Source organism: Flagellimonas maritima, assembly GCF_003269425.1.
Lineage (GTDB): Bacteria > Bacteroidota > Bacteroidia > Flavobacteriales > Flavobacteriaceae > Flagellimonas > Flagellimonas maritima.
Map to the genome: position 1 here is coordinate 3,715,221 of NZ_CP030104.1, position 19,363 is coordinate 3,734,583.

General features: G+C 36.3%; 19 protein-coding genes and 1 other RNA gene. 14 read left to right on the plus strand and 6 right to left on the minus strand.

What is annotated here, in order from left to right; all coding sequences use genetic code 11:
* Positions 1-20 precede the first annotated feature (20 nt).
* Positions 21-119, minus strand: an RNA gene (ffs, locus tag HME9304_RS16530) — signal recognition particle sRNA small type.
* Positions 120-196: 77 nt separating this feature from the next.
* On the opposite strand from ffs, the gene HME9304_RS16535 reads away from it, so the two are divergent.
* From HME9304_RS16535 to HME9304_RS16565, 8 genes are all read left to right on the plus strand, one after another.
* The gene (locus tag HME9304_RS16535; protein ID WP_239023331.1) at positions 197-1,267 is read left to right on the plus strand and encodes a glutaminyl-peptide cyclotransferase; all 1,071 of its coding nucleotides are present in this window, start codon (positions 197-199) and stop codon (positions 1,265-1,267) included.
* Entirely contained in the window at positions 1,267-1,662 is a 396-nt protein-coding gene (locus HME9304_RS16540) for an acyl-CoA thioesterase (protein ID WP_112379631.1), read from the plus strand. The genes HME9304_RS16535 and HME9304_RS16540 overlap by 1 nt, the downstream gene beginning before the upstream one ends.
* On the plus strand, positions 1,659-3,215 hold the full coding sequence (locus tag HME9304_RS16545; RefSeq protein WP_239023333.1) for a hypothetical protein: 1,557 nt from the start codon (positions 1,659-1,661) through the stop codon (positions 3,213-3,215). The genes HME9304_RS16540 and HME9304_RS16545 overlap by 4 nt, the downstream gene beginning before the upstream one ends.
* 130 nt (positions 3,216-3,345) lie before the next feature.
* Positions 3,346-4,083: a LytR/AlgR family response regulator transcription factor gene (locus HME9304_RS16550; protein WP_112379632.1), complete on the plus strand. Its 738-nt coding sequence runs from the start codon at positions 3,346-3,348 to the stop codon at positions 4,081-4,083.
* A gap of 140 nt (positions 4,084-4,223) precedes the next feature.
* Positions 4,224-4,403: a hypothetical protein gene (locus tag HME9304_RS16840; RefSeq protein WP_123877564.1), complete on the plus strand. Its 180-nt coding sequence runs from the start codon at positions 4,224-4,226 to the stop codon at positions 4,401-4,403.
* 122 nt (positions 4,404-4,525) lie between these two features.
* Positions 4,526-6,637 (plus strand): tetratricopeptide repeat-containing sensor histidine kinase, encoded by a 2,112-nt coding sequence (locus HME9304_RS16555; RefSeq protein ID WP_112379633.1) that lies wholly within the window; start codon positions 4,526-4,528, stop codon positions 6,635-6,637.
* Positions 6,638-6,654: 17 nt separating this feature from the next.
* On the plus strand, positions 6,655-7,323 hold the full coding sequence (locus HME9304_RS16560) for a response regulator (RefSeq protein ID WP_112379634.1): 669 nt from the start codon (positions 6,655-6,657) through the stop codon (positions 7,321-7,323).
* 175 nt (positions 7,324-7,498) lie between these two features.
* On the plus strand, positions 7,499-8,146 hold the full coding sequence (locus HME9304_RS16565; RefSeq protein ID WP_112379635.1) for a hypothetical protein: 648 nt from the start codon (positions 7,499-7,501) through the stop codon (positions 8,144-8,146).
* 186 nt (positions 8,147-8,332) lie between these two features.
* On the opposite strand, the gene glyA is transcribed toward HME9304_RS16565, so the two are convergent.
* A complete protein-coding gene (gene glyA, locus HME9304_RS16570; protein WP_112379883.1) occupies positions 8,333-9,607 on the minus strand; it encodes a serine hydroxymethyltransferase in 1,275 nt (424 codons plus the stop codon).
* 228 nt (positions 9,608-9,835) lie between these two features.
* Here glyA and HME9304_RS16575 point away from each other — a divergent pair, with 228 nt between their 5' ends.
* The gene (locus HME9304_RS16575; RefSeq protein ID WP_112379636.1) at positions 9,836-11,020 is read left to right on the plus strand and encodes a hypothetical protein; all 1,185 of its coding nucleotides are present in this window, start codon (positions 9,836-9,838) and stop codon (positions 11,018-11,020) included.
* Between the two features lie 34 nt (positions 11,021-11,054).
* On the opposite strand, the gene ytxJ is transcribed toward HME9304_RS16575, so the two are convergent.
* Entirely contained in the window at positions 11,055-11,444 is a 390-nt protein-coding gene (ytxJ, locus tag HME9304_RS16580; RefSeq protein ID WP_112379637.1) for a bacillithiol system redox-active protein YtxJ, read from the minus strand.
* A gap of 143 nt (positions 11,445-11,587) precedes the next feature.
* Between ytxJ and clpB the strand changes: the two genes are divergently transcribed.
* Entirely contained in the window at positions 11,588-14,188 is a 2,601-nt protein-coding gene (gene clpB, locus HME9304_RS16585) for an ATP-dependent chaperone ClpB (RefSeq protein WP_112379884.1), read from the plus strand.
* A 121-nt stretch (positions 14,189-14,309) separates the two neighbouring features.
* On the plus strand, positions 14,310-14,906 hold the full coding sequence (locus HME9304_RS16590) for a TetR/AcrR family transcriptional regulator (protein WP_112379885.1): 597 nt from the start codon (positions 14,310-14,312) through the stop codon (positions 14,904-14,906).
* A 58-nt stretch (positions 14,907-14,964) separates the two neighbouring features.
* Here HME9304_RS16590 and HME9304_RS16595 read toward each other — a convergent pair whose 3' ends face one another.
* Positions 14,965-15,546, minus strand: coding sequence for a collagen-like triple helix repeat-containing protein (locus tag HME9304_RS16595; RefSeq protein WP_112379638.1), 582 nt, complete (start codon positions 15,544-15,546; stop codon positions 14,965-14,967).
* A 241-nt stretch (positions 15,547-15,787) separates the two neighbouring features.
* Between HME9304_RS16595 and HME9304_RS16600 the strand changes: the two genes are divergently transcribed.
* Positions 15,788-16,321 carry a histidine phosphatase family protein gene (locus HME9304_RS16600; RefSeq protein ID WP_164674865.1) on the plus strand — a complete coding sequence of 178 codons (534 nt, stop codon included), beginning with the start codon at positions 15,788-15,790 and terminating at the stop codon, positions 16,319-16,321.
* Here the strand turns inward: HME9304_RS16600 and HME9304_RS16605 are convergent.
* On the minus strand, positions 16,318-17,061 hold the full coding sequence (locus HME9304_RS16605; RefSeq protein ID WP_112379887.1) for a DUF6503 family protein: 744 nt from the start codon (positions 17,059-17,061) through the stop codon (positions 16,318-16,320). The two genes, HME9304_RS16600 and HME9304_RS16605, sit on opposite strands and share 4 nt — an antisense overlap.
* 82 nt (positions 17,062-17,143) lie before the next feature.
* Between HME9304_RS16605 and smpB the strand changes: the two genes are divergently transcribed.
* On the plus strand, positions 17,144-17,605 hold the full coding sequence (gene smpB, locus HME9304_RS16610) for an SsrA-binding protein SmpB (protein ID WP_112379639.1): 462 nt from the start codon (positions 17,144-17,146) through the stop codon (positions 17,603-17,605).
* A 2-nt stretch (positions 17,606-17,607) separates the two neighbouring features.
* On the opposite strand, the gene HME9304_RS16615 is transcribed toward smpB, so the two are convergent.
* A complete protein-coding gene (locus HME9304_RS16615) occupies positions 17,608-18,249 on the minus strand; it encodes a protein-L-isoaspartate(D-aspartate) O-methyltransferase (protein WP_112379640.1) in 642 nt (213 codons plus the stop codon).
* Between the two features lie 113 nt (positions 18,250-18,362).
* Between HME9304_RS16615 and HME9304_RS16620 the strand changes: the two genes are divergently transcribed.
* The gene (locus tag HME9304_RS16620) at positions 18,363-19,328 is read left to right on the plus strand and encodes a Gfo/Idh/MocA family protein (protein WP_112379888.1); all 966 of its coding nucleotides are present in this window, start codon (positions 18,363-18,365) and stop codon (positions 19,326-19,328) included.
* Positions 19,329-19,363: the final 35 nt, after the last annotated feature.

The window sequence follows — 19,363 nt, forward strand, 5'->3', positions numbered from 1 at the left end:
ATGGGAATTTAAGGCACAAAAAAAGGCAAGCTACCTACATCGCACCGCTACGACCACATACCCTTGCTGCGTTCCCGCCCTGGGGGATTCTGTAGGAGCTGGTCGTGTAGGACTTGCCAAATACAAATATACGACCCTTTTAAATTTGCTGCAATCATATTACATTCTTAATTTCGATGGAAGTAAGATTTTAAAAATGATATCTATTACAAAAACCATGATCAAGCTTTTTTCAATTTTTGGCTTATTTGTTTTATTCATGGGGTGCGGAGGAGAAAATGACCCCAGCAAATTTTTTGAGATTCAACTGGAGGACAATAAAAATAAGTTTCAACAAGGCCAAGATGTTGGTGTTGCAATAAAAAATAAAAAGAACTTCACAATTGAAAATGTAGAATACACATTGGATGGGCAACTAATGCCGGTCAATAACGGAAAAATCAAATTTGATGTAAAAACACTTGGCAATAAGGTGCTTACTGCCAAAATCGACTTTGAAGAGCAATCCATTGAAATACAAAAAAAGATAAAACTGTTGGCAGCTGCCCCACCGGAAATCTACACTTATGAAATTATAAACACATATCCCCACGACCCTGGCGCATACACCCAAGGTTTAGAGTTTGAAGGCGATATTCTTTATGAAGGTACTGGAAAGAAAGGTGCATCAACAATAAGAAAGGTAAATTTTGAGACCGGGGAGGTTATTCAAAAGGTGAATTTGGATAAAACCGTGTTTGGAGAAGGTATTACCCTACTCAATGATAAACTCTACCAACTCACATGGCAAAGTGGAATCGGGTACATTTATAATCCTTCGAATTTGGAAAAAATCAAAAATTTTAGCTACGGTGAAAGTAGGGAAGGCTGGGGCCTCTGTAATGATGGAGAAAAAATCTATAAAAGCGATGGTACCGAAAAAATATGGTTTCTGGAACCATCAACGCTTCAAGAAAAGGGATATATTGAGACCGTGACGAACAAATCCATTTTTAATATGGCTAACGAACTTGAATACGTAGACGGAAAATTATATGCCAACGTCTACCAAAAAGAAAGCATGATGATTATAGATGCTACTTCTGGTGCCATTGAAGGCGTAATAAATTTTGGTGGATTAAAGAGTAAAGTTGGCAGAGGGTCTAACTGGGACGAAGGCAATTCCGTGCTCAATGGCGTCGCCTATCATAAAGAAAGAGGAACTTTTTTTGTTACGGGCAAGAATTGGGACAAGCTTTTTGAGGTCAAAATCCGTAAAAAGGACTAATGCTGGAGTATAGTAAAATTTTTAAAGTTACTCGGCAGGACCTTGATGAACTTAAGCACGTAAACAATATAAGATATGTGGAATGGATTCAAGAAATATCAAAACAACATTGGTTCCACCTTACCGATGAAACCATTAGGGACACTATGGTCTGGGTGGTAAAAAAACATACTATAGAATATTACAAATCCGCAGTACTGGATGATGAAATAAAGGTCAACACCTATATAAAAGATACAAAAGGACCTATTTCTGTACGCGCGGTGGAGATAAAGAGCAATAAGTCCGGACAAATTTTGGTCAATGCCCTTACAGAATGGTGTCTTTTAGATGTAGAAACCCTACGCCCAAAACGTGTTCCCGAATCCATTATAACCCTATTTACAAAACAGTGAGCCGCTGGTATATATACTTGATTCCAACTTTTTTTGGAGTTGTCCTTTTAGCTTCATTGGGCTCATGCCGTAAGGACTTTGAATATAACGCTAGCACAGGGAATCTGGAATTTTCCAAGGACACCGTTTTTCTTGATACAATTTTTACAACCATTGGGAGCAGCACCTATACTTTAAAAGTTTACAACAGGAGCAACAATGATCTTTATATTCCTTCAATTGGATTGGAAAATGGACAGGAAAGTGGTTACCGTTTAAATGTTGATGGCCTGGCAGGAAAGGAATTTGTAGATGTTCCGCTACTTGCCAAGGACAGTCTCTTTGTCTTTATTGAAACTACTTTTAATCTAGGACAAACATCCGAGAACGAGTTTTTGTACACAGATGCAATAGTTTTTGGGAGTGGTTCCAATACACAAAAAGTACAGTTGGTGACCTTGGTCAAGGACGCCGTTTTTCTGTACCCTAGAAAATTTTCAGATGGCACAAATGAAACACTTGTTTTAGGCTCTGACGAAAACGGAGATGAAATTCGGGTAGATGGTTTTTTTCTTGATTCAGATGAATTGCTTTTTACCAATGAAAAGCCCTATGTAATTTATGGATATGCAGCCATACCGGAAAACAATACTCTTACCATAGAGGCTGGGGCGCGCGTCCATTTTCACAATGATTCCGGACTTTTGGTGGAAAATGAAGCATCTTTGCTCATAAATGGACTTTTAAGTGAAGATCAAGAATTGCTTGAAAATGAAATTATATTCGAAGGGGACCGTTTAGAATCGTCCTACGCACAACAACCAGGACAATGGGGTACAGTTTGGTTGAGGGCGGGCAGTATAAATAATGAAATAAACTATCTCACCATTAAAAATGCGACAGTAGGACTTCGAATAGAAGGAGATGAAATTCTTGAAGCCCCTACCCTAACACTTAAAAATTCTCAAATCTATAATAGCTCCAATATTAACATTTGGGCCACAACTGCCAATCTTATGGCTGAAAACGTTGTTGTGGGGAATGCAAAGGATTATTCCTTCTACGGAGAACTCGGCGGGAAATATAGCTTTATTCATTGTACGATGGCAAATTATTGGAGAAATGGACCAAGGAGCGGTGCCACACTTCGTCTAGACAATGGTATAGAATTCCCAACAGGTGAAACAGGCACGGAAAATCTAGAAAATGCTGATTTTGCAAATTGTATCATTGCTGGTAATTTGCCTATAGAATTGGAGTTGGTGCAAGATACCCAGGCAGAATTTAACTTCAAGTTCAAGAATTGCATACTGCAATACCAAGACTCTAATGACGGCAATGAAAATAATCCACTATTTGATTTTGAAAATATTGACCTATACGAAAATATTATACTAAACGAAGAACCGGATTTTTTAAACCCCACCGAGAATCAGTTTCAGATTGGGAGAAATTCTTCTGCAATCAATAAAGCGGACATCAATTTTTCCACGCAGGTCCCCATGGATATTTTAGGAACTGAAAGAACTCAAAATCCAGATATTGGTGCTTACCAATATGTAAGTGAAAACTGAGAAGTAAAGAAGAAAAAAGCACATAAAATCAAAAAAAGTGTTGATTTTGTGGAAAACCCATAGTTTTTTTAAGGGAAAACAGCAATGAGTTTTTTTTTAGCGTTAGTAACTTGCAATCAGTATTTTACATATGGAATATACCTACACCATAATCGATTCTAACGCTTCGTCCAAGCTACAGCTCCAACTCTATTTACAAGAATATGGAGACTTCGTTTGTATGGGAACAGGGCAAAATTCCCAAGAAGGACTGAATACTGTTTTAAAGTTTACACCGGATGTTGTTCTTATAAACCTTAATGATGATGAAGGTATGTCATACTTTCACATGGTGACGGAATTAAATCAATATCTAAAGTCCCTTCCAATAATTATTGGCTTTTCTACTTCTAAAAAATATGCTTACAATGCCATAAAGAGCGGATTTTTTGACTATTGGATTTTACCACATAACGAATTTGATATTCGCAAGACCATTCTGCGGCTCAAAAAGAAGTATCCGAAACAAAATATGCCCTCTACCATTTGTTTAAAGTCTTATAATGATTATCGCTATTTGGACACTAATGAAATCCTGTATCTTAAGTCGGATAACAACACAACCGATTTTTTTATGAGGGACGGAAGTACTGTAAGTGCATTTAAAACGTTAAAGTCTTTTGAAGAGCGACTTCCCAAATCCTTTATACGGATTCACCAGAGCTATATTTTGAATAGCAGGTATGTATCGCGAATCAATTACGGCAAATCTATTTGTACGTTGCGCAATGAAATAAAAGAAGAGATTCCGTTCTCAAAAACCTATAAGAGTAAGATAGATTATTTAAAGCAAATGCTCTCCAAAACTGCCATACAGAGCCCTAACTAGGGAAATTCTTACAGATTTACTTAAAATTCTAATAGAACTGCTACGAATACTAAAACAATAACGGTTTTAGGTTCAAACACGCCCTGCCAAAATATCTTAGCTGTATAATCAAAATTTCTAAACCTTAAAAACTAAAAATTATGAAGAAGACACTAAGTATTTTCGCAATCGCACTAATGACAATTGGAATGTTCTCATGTGAAGCCGAAAATGATGTGCAAGAGACTGAAAGTTTGTTTGAGACATTGGATGTTAGCGCTGATGGAAGTCCACAACCAGTAGATGGCGATGATTCAAATGATGACGATAGAGGAAATTAAACTTCTGAAATAGGCGTACAACATTTATTTAATAATATAACACTGACAAAGCCCTAAACTTATTGAGTTTAGGGCTTTTTTAGTACCTTGTATAATAGCGGAGATAAAATTCCAGATTTTATATGAAACTGAAGAGGATAATCCAAACTATCTTATTACTGCTCCTATCCAGTTGCATTGATTCGACTTCATCTGACAAAGTTGAGGTCGATTCAAAAACTTTAAGTATCGAAAAATCAATTCAAACAGTACGCGATAGTGTTGAGATATCAATTCAAAGAAAGAAGAATATCCTAGAAAATGTCGAAAAAAAAATTAATGACATTCCCAATGACACATTACGTTTAAAATTTCTTTCCGATGTATCGTTGACATATAAAATGCTTCGAGATTCGCTCAAATTTAGGGAAATCAATCAAAATCTACTGGAATTGTCCAATGATAAAAAGATGTATGCCACACTTGGAAATTCACATTGGGATTTGGCCTCTTTTTATAAATCCTACGGAATACTGGACAGTGCTTATTTTCATTATAGATCTGCTTACAAAAGTTTTGATATACTACCTACAGACTCTACATCCAGCTCTAGAAAAGGAAGAATGTTATATAGTATGGGCCAAATACAAGATTCCTTTAAAGATTACTTAGGGGCTGAAACAAGTATTACGTCTGCACTAAAAATTTTTTTAGAATTAGAAGATTCTAGAAGAATCTATAACTGTTATAATATGTTGGGCATTGTCGCAAGTGGTATGAATAATTATAGTAAATCCCTTGAATATTATGAAAAAGCATCAGACAATCTGAAAAAACTTGAAGGTTTATTTGCTAAAAAAAACTCACTACAAAATAAAAATAACATTGCAAATATATATTCAAGAAATGGAGAGTTTATAAAAGCTAAAAAAGCTTACGATGGACTAATCAATGATCAAAATTTAAGGACATTAAATCCAAAGTTATATTCAAAAGTACTTGTTAGTCAAGCTAATGTAATTCTTAAGAACGATAAAAATCTTGATAAGGTAGGAGAACTACTTTCAGAAGCCTTTATAATTAATGACAGCATCGGATTTTCTTCAGACCAAGCCAGGGCAAAACAATATTACGCAGAACTTTTAGCCGCCAAAGGAGATACCACAAGCGCCCAACAATATGCAAAAGAGTCCAGGATGCTAGCCAAAAACACCTTGAACAATGATAGGCATTTAAAAATTTTACGGGTTTTGACAAAGCTGGACAGTGAAAATGCAGTAGCTTATTCCAACGAATATTATGACCTAAACGAAAAAGTAAAGGAAGAGGAGCGCGCAATCAGGGACAAATTTGCTCGGGTAAGATTGGAAACGGACGAAGTCATCCAGCGAAACGAAGTACTCTCCCGCGAAAAAGAAATTTGGATCGGGGTGGTCTTTGGTCTCTTGATTTTAGGAGTTGCTATTTTTACCATAATCATACAGCGCATTAACAACAACAAGCTCAAGTTTCAGCAAAAGCAACAGGAAAGCAATCAGGAAATCTATAATCTCATGCTTTCGCAACAAGGAAAATTCGAAGAGGGCAAGCAACTGGAGCAAAAACGAATATCCGAGGAACTGCATGATGGTATTTTAGGCCAGATGTTGGGAATTCGATTAATATTGAGCGGTTTAAACGACAAAGAGGACGAAGCTTCCATAGCGCAAAGGGCAGAACTCATTGAAAAACTTCGAGAACTGGAAGAAGAGATACGCACCATTTCACATGAACTAAGTGATGCTTCTTATCAAAAATTTTATAACTTTATTGTATCTCTTGAAGAATTGATCAATACAATAAACGCATCGACTGGGATTTTATGTTCTTTTACATATGATGATAATGTAGATTGGGACGATTTAAAAGGTGATATAAAAATCAATGCTTACAGGATAGTTCAAGAATCCCTACAAAATTCCATTAAACATGCAAAGTGTAAAAACATTACAATCGATTTTAAATTGGAGGAAGATTTGCTGAAACTGACCATATCTGATGATGGAACGGGATTCGATATTAACCGGGGCAAACATGGAATAGGTTTAAAAAATGTAGTTTCAAGAGTCAAAAAAGTAAAAGGAAAATTAGATATCGAGAGCAAAAAAGGAAAAGGTACGACCATAACGGTAACTTTCCCAAATACTTATATAAATGTTGATGATTCAACAAACATTTCGGAGCATAGCAAAATGATGAAGGTCTGGCAAACCTAAATTTTAATGAAATTATTATGAAAACACTTCGAATTTTAGCTATTGATGATCATGAAATGACAATGCTTGGATATAAATTTATCTTGGAGCGCATTGTATTTGATGGGTATAGTATTATTGTTGATACGGCCAATACGTATGATATGGGCAGAAAGCTCATTGAAGAATCCGTCAATTCATTTAAATATGATATCCTCTTTTTGGACGTACAGCTATTCCCACCCAATGAAGATCAGCCGCATACAGGAGAAGACCTTGGCGTTTTGGCACGTAGGCTGGTACCAGAGACTAAGATTGCGTTTATGTCCTCTTTCAGTGACAACTACAGAATCAACAGTATTTTAAAATCCGTTGACCCGGATGGTTACTTGGTAAAAACGGATATAGACCCCAAAACTTTGGAAGATGCCGTAAAAACCATCACTTTAAATCCTCCTTATTATTCATCTAAAGCCCTTTCTGCCATAAGAAAGAAAATGACCAACGATATCAGCTTGGACGAAAAAGACAAGAAGATTTTATATCATCTGTCCATTGGTACCAAAAATAAGGATTTGGAGAATCATATCAGGCTTTCCCCATCTTCCATTGAGAACAGAAAACGCCATTTAAAATCATTGTTTGGTACCGAAAATGAAAATGACTTAGCATTGATTCTAGCTGCAAAAAATCGAGGTTTCATTTAAGTTTTCAAATTCAATTACTATAGTATTTTCATAAAATTGGGTTATTTTCTTCAAGTTTTACTTTGAAATTCGTACAAATAGCAGAAAACTCCCAGAATTTTTAAGGTTTTCCTTCAATCTAAAAAAAAAGATTCGTTTTAACTTTGATAAAGATCAAAGCTGAAAAACACTGACTATGCCATTCCAGAGAAAGATAACCCCAAATTCTTCGCCAGAGGATAAAAAGACCTATGTCGCCGTTGATGGATTGGATGATTTTATAAAAGTCTTGGAAAAAGATTTTTTTGCTGAAGTAAAATTTCAATGCAACTATCATATTGATAGTGAGAAAACTGATTTAATCCTGAATATCTACTGTAATTTTGGTTTGACCGAAAGCCTATATAACTTCAATATTGGAAATTGGGGGGGACTTGCCCAAAAAGACAGTGACTCAAGATCCACATCATCTTTTGATGCTGCTTTTCAAAAACTGAGCACTCTAAACAATGATACCATTGATATAGCAGAACTTTCCGTGCATTTTAAAGACACCTCTATTGTAACAACCAGAATACACGATTACAGTATACCTGAAAAATTGCAAAGAATCCTATCTGCCATAAGTAAACACTTTGTGTATTTTACCAAAGGTCTAACAGACATGCCTTATGAGATATTTGTTCCAGTATTTGAATACGATTCTTTAAATCTGCTTAGACAAGAGAGAAACTATTTTGATTATTGGGGACTCTATTTTGAAAACGATTCAGTGCATGATGCCATGGTCTATAATCTGCATACAAAAAAAATGTGCGAAGAGGACTTTTTCTTAATGGATTAGAATTACTGTTCAAAAAATGAACTGGCTTGAGCCATAGTCATTGAACTATAAAATCGTTACCGCTCTGCTCATAAACCAAAAGCCAAAATAAAAAGTCTAGATTCTCTTCTATTAAGTGATAACATGTCGTAGTTATTGGAATGCCATAACAGAATAGAATCTCGGAAGTATTTTAATGATGAAATTTTATCCTTTAAATAGAGGTCTTGATTTCATTAGTTCATTCACCTTTAGTTTTATTTGAGAAATAATAGCTTGGTCATTTGGATTTAAAATCACTTGGTCTATAAAACCTACTATGGTTTCCATATCCGATTCCTTTAAGCCCCTTGTGGTTATGGCAGGAGTGCCAAACCTGATACCAGAGGTTATGAACGGGGACTGATCATCAAAAGGAACCATATTTTTATTCGCTGTAATCGCCGCCAGTTCCAATGCCTTTTCGGCATCCTTACCCGTAATATTTTTGTTCCTAAGGTCTATCAGCATCATGTGGTTATCTGTTCCACCGGATATGACCTTATAATCTCTTTTCATAAAGGCTTTCGCCATGGCGTCGGCATTTTTTTTGACCTGTAGCATGTAATGTAAAAAATCATCGGAAAGGGCTTCACCAAATGCAATTGCCTTTGCAGCAATGATATGCTCCAGAGGACCTCCCTGGTTTCCAGGAAAAACAGCCAAATCCAATAAAGCCGACATTTTTCGTAGATTTCCGTTTTTCAATTTAATACCAAATGGATTATCAAAATTCTCGCCCATCAAAATCAAACCTCCCCTGGGTCCCCGCAAAGTTTTATGGGTTGTAGTGGTCACAATATGACAGTGTGGAATAGGGTCGTTTAAAATGCCTTTGGCAATCAACCCGGATGGATGCGAAATATCTGCCAGCAAAATAGCATTGACGCTATCTGCTATTACACGGAATCTTTCAAAGTCCATATCCCTAGAATAAGCTGATGCTCCCGCAATTATAAGCTTTGGTTTTTCCTTTGTCGCAATTTCTTGGATCTTATCATAATTCAGGATACCCGTTTCTTCATCAACTCCGTAAAAAACGGGACGATACAGTCTTCCAGAGAAATTTACCGGAGAACCATGCGTTAAATGACCTCCATGGGATAAATCAAATCCCAAGATTGTATCTCCAGGGTTTAAACAGGCGTGGTAAACCGCTGCATTTGCCTGTGAACCAGAATGAGGCTGTACATTGGCATAAACAGCACCAAAAAGCTCCTTGGCCCTATCTATAGCCAACTGTTCTACTTGATCAACAATTTCACAACCTCCATAATATCTTTTTCCCGGGTAACCCTCTGCATATTTGTTGGTAAGTACCGAACCAGCAGCCTCCATCACTTGGGGACTGGTAAAATTTTCAGAGGCTATTAGCTCAATACCTTCTATTTGCCTATCTCTTTCGTTTTCTATAAGATCAAAAATTTCTTGGTCCCGTTGCATTTGCATTAAAATTTAGAAGCGCTAAAATTACAAATAGAATAGCTAATCCTAGTACCTAAATTTCATTTTAAAAATAGATTTTATCAAACGTTAATCAACAAAGGTGAAAAACTTCAAAATTCATGATTATAAATCAAAATATACTACCATTTATCCTTTTTCGTTATTAAGATATGGTTTTTTGGCACGGCTATTGAAAACCACCTAAAAAACCAATAAACCAAAATCATGAAAAGAGCAGTACATATAGTAATACTATTTATTTTTATCGCCTGTAGTGGTGTAAAAAAAACCCAAGAGGCTTTAAACACAGGTAATTATACAGCAGCTATCAACAAAGCGATAAAAAATCTAGCGGACAACAAGTCAAAAAAAGGACATCAACCCTTTGTTGTTTTATTGGAAGATGCCTTTTTAAAAAATACAAAGCGAGAGAAACAACAAATTGCTTTTTTAAAGAAAGAAGGAAACCCTGCGAAGCTAGAGATTATCTTTAAAAAATATCAAGAGTTAAAACAAATACAACAGCGGATAAGACCGTTATTGCCTCTATCCATTTATGAGGAAGGTAGAACTGCCAACTTTAATTTTTCCAATTACGATGCGGAAATACTGAATACAAAGAATAAGCTTTCGGAATATTTATACTCTAATGCCTCACAACTCCTTGTTTCAGCCAAACAGAAGCAGGATTTTAGGAACGCTTATGAAGATTTAAAATATCTGCAAGAAATTAATCCTGGGTTCAAAGACACTAATATCAAAATGAACCAAGCATATGAAAAAGGTCTTGAATATGTAAGGGTCGATATTGGAAACGCCACAGACCAAATTATTCCAGAAAGACTCGAAGAAGAACTTTTGGATTTCAACACTTTTGGAATTGAAGATTTCTGGACAGAATATCATGCCAACCCACTCTCCGATATAGATTATGATTACGCAATGAACTTGAATTTTAGGGAAATTAATATCTCACCCGAGCAAGTGAGCGAAAAACAGATTATCAAAGAAAAACAAATAAGGGATGGGTATGAATATTTACTTGACCAAAACGGGAATGCTGTAAAAGACAGTCTGGGCAATCGAATAAAAGTAGATAAATTACGTACCGTTCAATGTAGTTTTTATCAATTTACCCAATTTAAAACGGCACAAATTGGCGCTAAAGTGAGCTTTACAGATTTAAAGAGCGGTCAAGAAATAAATGCCTACCCTCTATCCAGTGAATTTGTCTTTGAACATATATATGCAAATTACAAAGGAGATAGAAGAGCCTTGGATAGTGACCTGGCCCCCCTTTTGGAGATTAGTGCAGTTCCGTTTCCAAGCAATGAACAAATGGTTTATGATGCAGGAGAAGACTTGAAAACCCGGTTAAAAAGTATTCTTAGGCGAAACAAATTCAATTAAAACAATAAACCCGAAATTAAACAGTCGGGTTTTTTTATACATATTCGGTTAAGTCAATATCGGCAATTGCACCATGGGAGGTATGAAAAGATACTTCTCCGTTTTTTATGATTAAAAGCTGAGGGGATTGATGCAGAACTTTAAATTTGGATGCAACTGCATTGGAAACATCCCTGTGAGCATGAAGATCCAAGAAATAAATGTCGTTTTCTTCACCAAGATTATAGGAACCGGTAAACATATTCAAAACCATTCTACTAATTCCACAAGTTGTGGAATGCTTAAAAATGAGCTGGGAACGCGATTTGGATTTTTCTTTAATTTCATCCAATTGTTCCATTGTAACTAAAGATATCCAAGGAATTTTATTTTCAACTTTCCCTGATTCTGATTTTTTTCCAAATACACCTTCAAATAATCCCATAGTACAAATTTAATAGTTCTGTCGGGGAAGTACAAAAAGTTTACAAACTGACGAAATGTCCTAATTTTAAAGACTTTAACCGACATTTTGACTGTGTCTGCGCAATGGTAAGGTTATTGAAATATTCAGATAAAAATATAAAAATGAACTTAAATAATTTTACTATAAAGTCGCAGGAAGCCATACAGCAAGCTCAACAGCTTGCTCAAGAGCTTGGACACCAACAAATAGAAAACGAGCATCTTTTCAAAGCGATCACGGAAGTGGATGAAAATGTGTTGCCGTTTATACTAAAAAAACTAAATGTAAATATTTCACTTATCATCCAAATTCTTGAAAAAGAATTGGAGAGCTTCCCTAAAGTTTCGGGTGGGAATATTATGTTTTCGAACAATGCTGGAAAATCATTGAACGAGGCCAGTATTCTTGCAAAAAAACAGGGGGATGAATTTGTCTCTATCGAACATTTATTGCTAGCTATATTCAAATCAAAAAGCAAAATATCCCAGATCTTAAAAGATCAGGGAGTTACTGAAAAGGATTTATCAGCAGCAATACAAGAATTGCGAAAAGGAGGAAAAGTGACCTCACAGAGTGCCGAGGACACTTACAATTCCCTAGATAAATATGCTAAAAATTTAAATCAGCTCGCGGATAGTGGCAAGCTTGATCCCGTAATTGGTAGGGATGAAGAAATACGTAGGGTATTGCAGATTTTATCAAGAAGAACAAAGAACAACCCCATGCTGGTTGGAGAACCCGGTGTGGGTAAAACAGCCATTGCAGAAGGATTGGCGCATAGAATAGTGCAAGGTGATATTCCCGAAAACCTGAAAGATAAAAACATATACTCATTAGATATGGGGGCACTTATTGCAGGTGCCAAGTATAAGGGGGAGTTTGAGGAGCGTTTAAAATCCGTTATAAAGGAAGTGACTTCATCAGATGGAGATATAGTCCTATTTATTGATGAAATACATACCCTTGTTGGAGCTGGCGGAGGCCAAGGAGCCATGGATGCAGCCAACATTCTTAAGCCGGCATTGGCTCGCGGTGAGCTAAGAGCCATTGGTGCAACTACACTGGATGAATATCAAAAGTATTTTGAAAAGGACAAGGCCTTGGAACGTAGGTTTCAAAAGGTTGTAATCGATGAGCCAGATACCGAAAGTGCTATTTCCATTCTAAGGGGAATTAAGGAAAAATACGAGGCACACCATAAAGTCCGTATTAAGGATGAGGCCGTAATTTCGGCTGTAGAACTTTCACAGCGCTACATTACAAACCGTTTTTTGCCTGATAAGGCTATTGACCTAATGGATGAAGCTGCGTCTAAATTACGGATGGAAATCAATTCCAAACCTGAACAGCTGGATGTTTTAGATAGAAAAATAATGCAGTTGGAAATAGAGACCGAGGCCATTAAACGAGAGAACGATAAAGTTAAGCTTCAAAGTCTCAATCTAGAGCTTGCAAATCTAAAAGAAGAGCGTAACGAGATTTTTGCCAAATGGGAAAGTGAAAAAACTGTCGTCGATAATATCCAGAAAACAAAACAGGATATAGAAGATTTTAAACTTGAGGCAGAACGGGCCGAAAGAAATGGAGATTACGGAAAAGTTGCCGAGCTACGGTACGGTAAAATCAAGGAATCACAAGAAAAACTGGAAAAATTACAGGATGAACTGGCGAATCAGCAAAGTTCGGGAACCTTGATCAAGGAGGAGGTAACAAATGAGGATATCGCAGAAGTTGTAGCAAAATGGACAGGGATTCCTGTCACCAAAATGCTACAGAGCGAACGTGAAAAATTATTGCAGTTGGAAGATGTATTGCATAAACGTGTTGTTGGGCAAGAAGAAGCAATTGTAGCGGTTTCAGACGCAATTAGAAGAAGTAGAGCGGGTCTACAAGATGCAAAAAAGCCCATAGGTTCTTTCTTATTTTTAGGCAATACAGGTGTCGGAAAAACAGAATTGGCCAAAACGCTTGCTGCTTATCTGTTTGATGATGAAAACGCTATTACCCGTATAGATATGAGCGAATATCAAGAGCGGCACTCGGTGAGCAGATTGGTCGGTGCTCCTCCAGGGTACGTAGGCTATGATGAAGGCGGACAATTGACCGAGGCGGTAAGAAGGAAACCCTATTCTGTAGTACTATTGGATGAAATTGAGAAAGCACATCCCGATACGTTCAATATTCTGCTCCAGGTCTTGGATGAAGGAAGACTGACCGACAATAAAGGACGTGTTGCAGATTTCAAGAATTCCATCATTATCATGACCAGTAACATGGGCAGTCAGATAATTCAAGAGAAGTTTGAAAATGCAGTGGACGTAGACAGCGCTACCAGCGCGGCACGTGTTGAAGTAATGGGACTATTGCGAAAAACCATCCGTCCTGAATTTTTGAACAGAATAGATGATATTATCATGTTTACACCATTGGATAAATCCAATATTAAAGATATAGTTGGATTACAATTGGAGCAACTAAAAAAGATAATTTCCAAGCAGCATATTACTTTAGATGCAACCGATGAGGCTATTAATTACTTAGCGGAGAAAGGCTACGAGCCACAGTTTGGTGCACGGCCTGTAAAACGATTGATTCAAAAAGAAGTACTGAACAATCTTTCAAAAGAGCTATTGTCCGGTAGAATATCAGCTGAAAGCATTGTGCTTTTGGATTCGTTCGATAACCAACTTGTTTTCAGAAATCAAAGCGAATTGGTCAATTAATTTATAATTAAAAATCTTTTTAGCCCTCATTTTAAAAATGAGGGCTTTTTTTATTTTAAAAATACCATACAGTATCTGTTTTTTATATCTTAGCTATCAGCTAAACCCGCCCGTAATCATTATGTCCAAAAAAGCTGAAAGAACCACCGCTTATATTATAGAGACCGTAGCTCCTATTTTTAATAAATTTGGTTACGTTGGGACCAGCATGAGTGATCTTACAGAAGCTACTGGGCTAACGAAAGGTGCTATTTACGGAAATTTTGAAAACAAGGAAGCATTAGCACTATCTGCATTTGAATACAACAGAAATCACCTGTTAAATGTTATTGATGAAAAATTGAATGTTGATGGAAGCGCTTTAAATAAATTGTTCTCCCTTATACATTTTTACAGACAGTATGATGTCTTTACCCTCTCACTTGGAGGATGTCCGATTTTGAATGTAGGTGTGGATGCCCAAAATAACAATACCCTTCTCGCTGCTGCTGTAAAAGAAACCATCAAAGAAATAGAAGGTAAAATTGCGTTGGTTTTAGAAAATGGACTCAATGAGGGTGAAATTCATTTGCCCGTGCCACCGCTACAATTTGCAAAACAATTGTTTACCATGATCCAAGGTGCCATCGCCATGTCCACAATGACAAGGGATAGAAAATATTTGGTGAACACAATCGCCTATTTGGAACATTTAGTTCAGAAAGAAATTAAAAAGTAAAGCCAGTTTTTTTTAAGACTGGCTTTACTTTTTAATAAGCGGATTTTATATTCTAGCATTATTTGTTCAAATATGCCATAACTGCATGATAATCATTTAAATCAACTCCGTCTTTTTTAAACTGATCTAATATATTTCCGGATTTTCCAGATGGAGTTACATCATTGCCCTCAATAATAACCATTCTTACCTCTTCGACTTCACCTTCACTAACTGAATAATTAGCTGTACCATCTACAGACCTAAAGTTTATAAATGCGGATCCTGTACCTATATAGCTTCTAGTACTATATGCAGCTAAAGGACCTATCCCTGGCACACTATAAAAGTTGCCGACAGATTTTATATAAAATAAATATGCATCTTTTATAATACTAGCTTCTGTAATCAACTCGGAATCCATTTGAAAAGTATTTCCAGTATGTGCACTTGCATCGAAAGTTATATTGACGACATTTGCGTTTCCATCTTCGCCAGGACTACCTTGAAGACCTGTATCACCTTTGTCACCTTTTTCACCCTGTATTCCCGGTTGACCTTGATTACCTTGTAGTCCATCTTCACCATCCTCTCCTGAACAAGAAATAAAGATCATTGCCATACAAATCATTGCAATATTTAATAATTTAATAGTTTTCATAATATTTAATTTAAAGTTTAAAAATTTTAGTAAACTTAAATTGTAAATGCTGTTTTCCTCTGTATCAATTTACCAATGCAGTATTCTAATTGATAAATGATATGCTTGCAGCGATTTTTCCTACAAAATATTTGATTGATAGCGATTAAATTAAAAGGCTTAATACGACTATTATATTAAAAGTGGAAATTATATATTACATTTAAACACAACACGGGCAATCAAAAAAATAACATTTGAAATGAAAACAATAAAGTCGATCAAACTTTTGGTTATTCTTACAGGTCTACTTTTTGGATGCATTAGTTGTAATACCGATAAAGAAGGTGATAAAGAACCTGTAGTCTCAACATTTTATTTTATAAGGCACGCTGAAAAGGATAGAACAGACCCTGAAAATAAAGACCCTGAACTAAATCAAGATGGCTTGAACCGTGCAATTCGTTGGGCGGAGGTATTCGACCCCATTGAGCTAAATGCTATTTATTCCACAAATTATGAACGTACTTCAATGACCGCTGCACCTACTTCGGTCAAAAAAGATATCGATATCACATATTATGATGCCAAAACGATTGATATGGATTCGTTTAAAATGAAAAACAAAGGCTTAAGTGTTTTGGTCGTAGGACACAGTAATACAACCCCCAATCTTGTGAACAAAGTTTTAGGAATGGAGAAATATCAACAGATAGATGACAATGACAACAGTAATCTTTTCATTGTGAGAATCATCGATGGCGAAGCAACTGATATCAGATTAAAAATGGACTAGTTTTTAATAACTTCAATAGCTGTAATTTCAATTTTGGAAACAAGTTCCAAATCATTTTTTTCAAACTGCTTGCCCGTATTTGAAATTGGATTTTCCTTGGTCTCCGATTTGTAATTGTTATAATCCACAAAACGTATTCCATTTATATAGCGCTCATTATAAGCCTCTCTAAAGCGTTGTCCCCCACCGTTTACATGAAAATTATATGCCAAATAATCTGGTTTTAATGTCTCTTTATTGAACCAGTACATATATACATCTTCAAAATCTTCTCCGCCATTGTTTTCATCAAAAGTCACCTTTATCTTATAATATTTTTTTTCTTCAATGGTTTCTTCCCCTATAAGTTCCTTGTGTACGGCCCCGTCATTTAGACCAAATGGCAAGCGCACAAAATAATGTACAGAATTAACAGAACTTGCATACCGGTTTGCAATCGAATCAGAAAGATTGATCAGCGTATCATTGACATATCTTCTAAAATCTGAATTGGTTTTTACATCTGTGATTGTTGCCGAATCCAGGTAAGTGATCCTTTTTAATATCTTTTGACCATCCTTAGTTTCAGAAACATACTTTCTATCCCTGAACAAAAAAGAAATATTGTGGGCAGCATAATTCTCACCTCCGCTAATTTTAATGGATTTATCTATAATTTGTTGCGCAGTTAAGACAGGTTCTGATTTTTGTTTGCAAGCTACTGATATAAGTATTAGAGTTCCTATAAAAATTCTTCTCATTAGGTTGGATTTTATAGTTAATCGTAAAATCTGGCATAACATTACAATTTTCTTTTGATTAGAGTTCCTATTTTTGTCCCCAATGCAAAAAAACATCAACATAAAAAACAAACGGGCCAGATTTGACTATGAAATCTTGGATACGTATTTAGCTGGAATCGTATTAGGGGGCACCGAAATAAAGTCCATTCGCTTGGGCAAGGCTTCTCTTTCCCAAAGCTTTTGCGAGTTCAATGATAAAGGAGAGCTCTTTGTAATCAATATGCAGGTAGATGAATATAGTCACGGAGGTCATTACAATCATAAACCCAAAGCAGAGCGAAAGTTGCTCCTGAATAAAAGAGAGTTGAAAAAACTGCGCAAAGAAGTTGCCACTTCAGGACTTACGATCATCCCCATCAAACTTTTTATTAATGACAAGGGCTTGGCAAAGGTAAACATTGGTTTGGCCAAGGGTAAAAAACTTTACGATAAGCGTGAAACTATAAAAGATAGGGACAGCAAAAAAAACCTATCTAGAATAAAAAAGAGCTTTAATTCGTAGCATTAATTCTTATTTTCCAATAAAGGCACAAACCTAAAGGTTCCCAATTCCTGTTTTTCAAATTCTTTTTCAGATTTTCTAGTATATAAGGTCATTGTTTGTTCTTCCACACCAACCGGAATGACCAGACGTCCACCAACTTTCAGTTGAGATAACAAGGCCTTGGGCACCGATGGAGCCCCTGCGGTAACTATAATCCCATCAAAAGGTGCTTCCTTGGGCAACCCTTTGTATCCATCCCCAAAAACAACTTTACGGGGACGGTAATTCATCTTGCCAAAGAACAATTTCGTTTTCTTGAATAATTCCTGCTGTCTTTCTATGGTATATACCTTCGCCCTTAAATGTAGCAATACAGCAGTCTGATATCCACTCCCGGTACCTATTTCCAAAATTGAATCATTTGGTTTTATTTTTAATAACTCTGTTTGAAAAGCAACGGTATAAGGTTGTGAAATAGTCTGATCGGCCCCAATCGGAAATGCCTTGTCCTGATACGCATGGTCTTCAAAACCACTGTCCAGGAACAAATGCCGCGGTATGGTCTCAATAGCATCCAAAACCTTGGAATCCTGTATCCCCTTGACAGCTAAAATCCCTGCCAACTTCTTGCGCATACCTTTGTGCTTTAATGTATCCTTCATGTTTTTGGTCTGGTACACGAATTTAGAAAGATCTCGATCATTTTTATAACCACTTGCCCCTTATTTTTATGAAAGAGTGGTGTCATATCCTTATTTTTGACAAAAACAAAGGTATGCTCAAAGTTGGTGTCCTTGGTGCAGGACATTTAGGTAAAATTCACCTCAGGCTATTAAATGAATCCGATAAATATGAACTTGTTGGTTTTCACGATCCCGATGAAATCAATGCAAAAAAAGTAGCTGATGAATTTGGGTACACATATTTTGAAAATATCAACACATTGATTGATGAAGCTGAGGTAATAGATATAGTGACCCCTACCCTTTCCCATTTTGATTGTGCCAAAAAAACCATAGAAAAAGGGAGGCATGTTTTTATTGAAAAACCCATTACCAATACGCTCGAAGAGGCCGAAGAACTATTAGAGCTTGCTGAAAAACATAAAATCAAAGGACAGGTTGGACACGTTGAACGATTTAATCCAGCTTTTTTAGCTGTAAAGGACCAAATTAAGAACCCTATGTTCATTGAAACCCACAGACTCGCGGAATTCAATCCAAGAGGTACGGATGTGCCAGTGGTGTTGGATTTGATGATTCATGACATTGATGCAATCTTGAGCGTAGTAAATTCAGAGGTAAAGCAAATCAACGCAAGCGGAGTCTCTGTAATCAGTAATTCTCCTGACATTGCCAATGCAAGAATCGAGTTTGAAAATGGCTGTGTTGCCAACCTTACCGCTAGTAGGATTTCATTAAAAAATATGCGCAAATCACGTTTCTTTCAAAGAGATGCCTACATTTCGGTAGATTTTTTGGAGAAGAAAGTTGAAGTTGTCAAAATGAAGGATGCGCCAGATAAACCAGGTGATTTTGATATGGTATTGCAGAATGCTGAAGGAGAGAAAAAACAGATTTATTTTGAGAATCCGGATATTGAAGCCAACAATGCCATTCTTGATGAATTGGAAACCTTTGCAGATGCGATCAATGACAATACAGAACCCGTAGTAACTTTAAAACAAGGCACAAATGCGTTACGGGTGGCGTTACAAATTATCGATTCCTTTAATAAATAATTTTCATTATTGTCTCAACAGTTATCCTGAGCTTG

What these genes read in the sequence shown, in the direction of transcription:
- HME9304_RS16535 (WP_239023331.1), top strand. Translation starts at nt 197, where the DNA reads ATGATATCTATTACAAAAACCATGATCAAGCTTTTTTCAATTTTTGGC.
- HME9304_RS16540 (WP_112379631.1), top strand. Translation starts at nt 1,267, where the DNA reads ATGCTGGAGTATAGTAAAATTTTTAAAGTTACTCGGCAGGACCTTGAT.
- HME9304_RS16550 (WP_112379632.1), top strand. Translation starts at nt 3,346, where the DNA reads ATGGAATATACCTACACCATAATCGATTCTAACGCTTCGTCCAAGCTA.
- HME9304_RS16840 (WP_123877564.1), top strand. Translation starts at nt 4,224, where the DNA reads ATGAAGAAGACACTAAGTATTTTCGCAATCGCACTAATGACAATTGGA.
- HME9304_RS16555 (WP_112379633.1), top strand. Translation starts at nt 4,526, where the DNA reads ATGAAACTGAAGAGGATAATCCAAACTATCTTATTACTGCTCCTATCC.
- HME9304_RS16560 (WP_112379634.1), top strand. Translation starts at nt 6,655, where the DNA reads ATGAAAACACTTCGAATTTTAGCTATTGATGATCATGAAATGACAATG.
- HME9304_RS16565 (WP_112379635.1), top strand. Translation starts at nt 7,499, where the DNA reads ATGCCATTCCAGAGAAAGATAACCCCAAATTCTTCGCCAGAGGATAAA.
- glyA (WP_112379883.1), bottom strand. Translation starts at nt 9,607, where the DNA reads ATGCAACGGGACCAAGAAATTTTTGATCTTATAGAAAACGAAAGAGAT.
- HME9304_RS16575 (WP_112379636.1), top strand. Translation starts at nt 9,836, where the DNA reads ATGAAAAGAGCAGTACATATAGTAATACTATTTATTTTTATCGCCTGT.
- ytxJ (WP_112379637.1), bottom strand. Translation starts at nt 11,444, where the DNA reads ATGGGATTATTTGAAGGTGTATTTGGAAAAAAATCAGAATCAGGGAAA.
- clpB (WP_112379884.1), top strand. Translation starts at nt 11,588, where the DNA reads ATGAACTTAAATAATTTTACTATAAAGTCGCAGGAAGCCATACAGCAA.
- HME9304_RS16590 (WP_112379885.1), top strand. Translation starts at nt 14,310, where the DNA reads ATGTCCAAAAAAGCTGAAAGAACCACCGCTTATATTATAGAGACCGTA.
- HME9304_RS16595 (WP_112379638.1), bottom strand. Translation starts at nt 15,546, where the DNA reads ATGAAAACTATTAAATTATTAAATATTGCAATGATTTGTATGGCAATG.
- HME9304_RS16600 (WP_164674865.1), top strand. Translation starts at nt 15,788, where the DNA reads ATGAAAACAATAAAGTCGATCAAACTTTTGGTTATTCTTACAGGTCTA.
- HME9304_RS16605 (WP_112379887.1), bottom strand. Translation starts at nt 17,061, where the DNA reads ATGAGAAGAATTTTTATAGGAACTCTAATACTTATATCAGTAGCTTGC.
- smpB (WP_112379639.1), top strand. Translation starts at nt 17,144, where the DNA reads ATGCAAAAAAACATCAACATAAAAAACAAACGGGCCAGATTTGACTAT.
- HME9304_RS16615 (WP_112379640.1), bottom strand. Translation starts at nt 18,249, where the DNA reads ATGAAGGATACATTAAAGCACAAAGGTATGCGCAAGAAGTTGGCAGGG.
- HME9304_RS16620 (WP_112379888.1), top strand. Translation starts at nt 18,363, where the DNA reads ATGCTCAAAGTTGGTGTCCTTGGTGCAGGACATTTAGGTAAAATTCAC.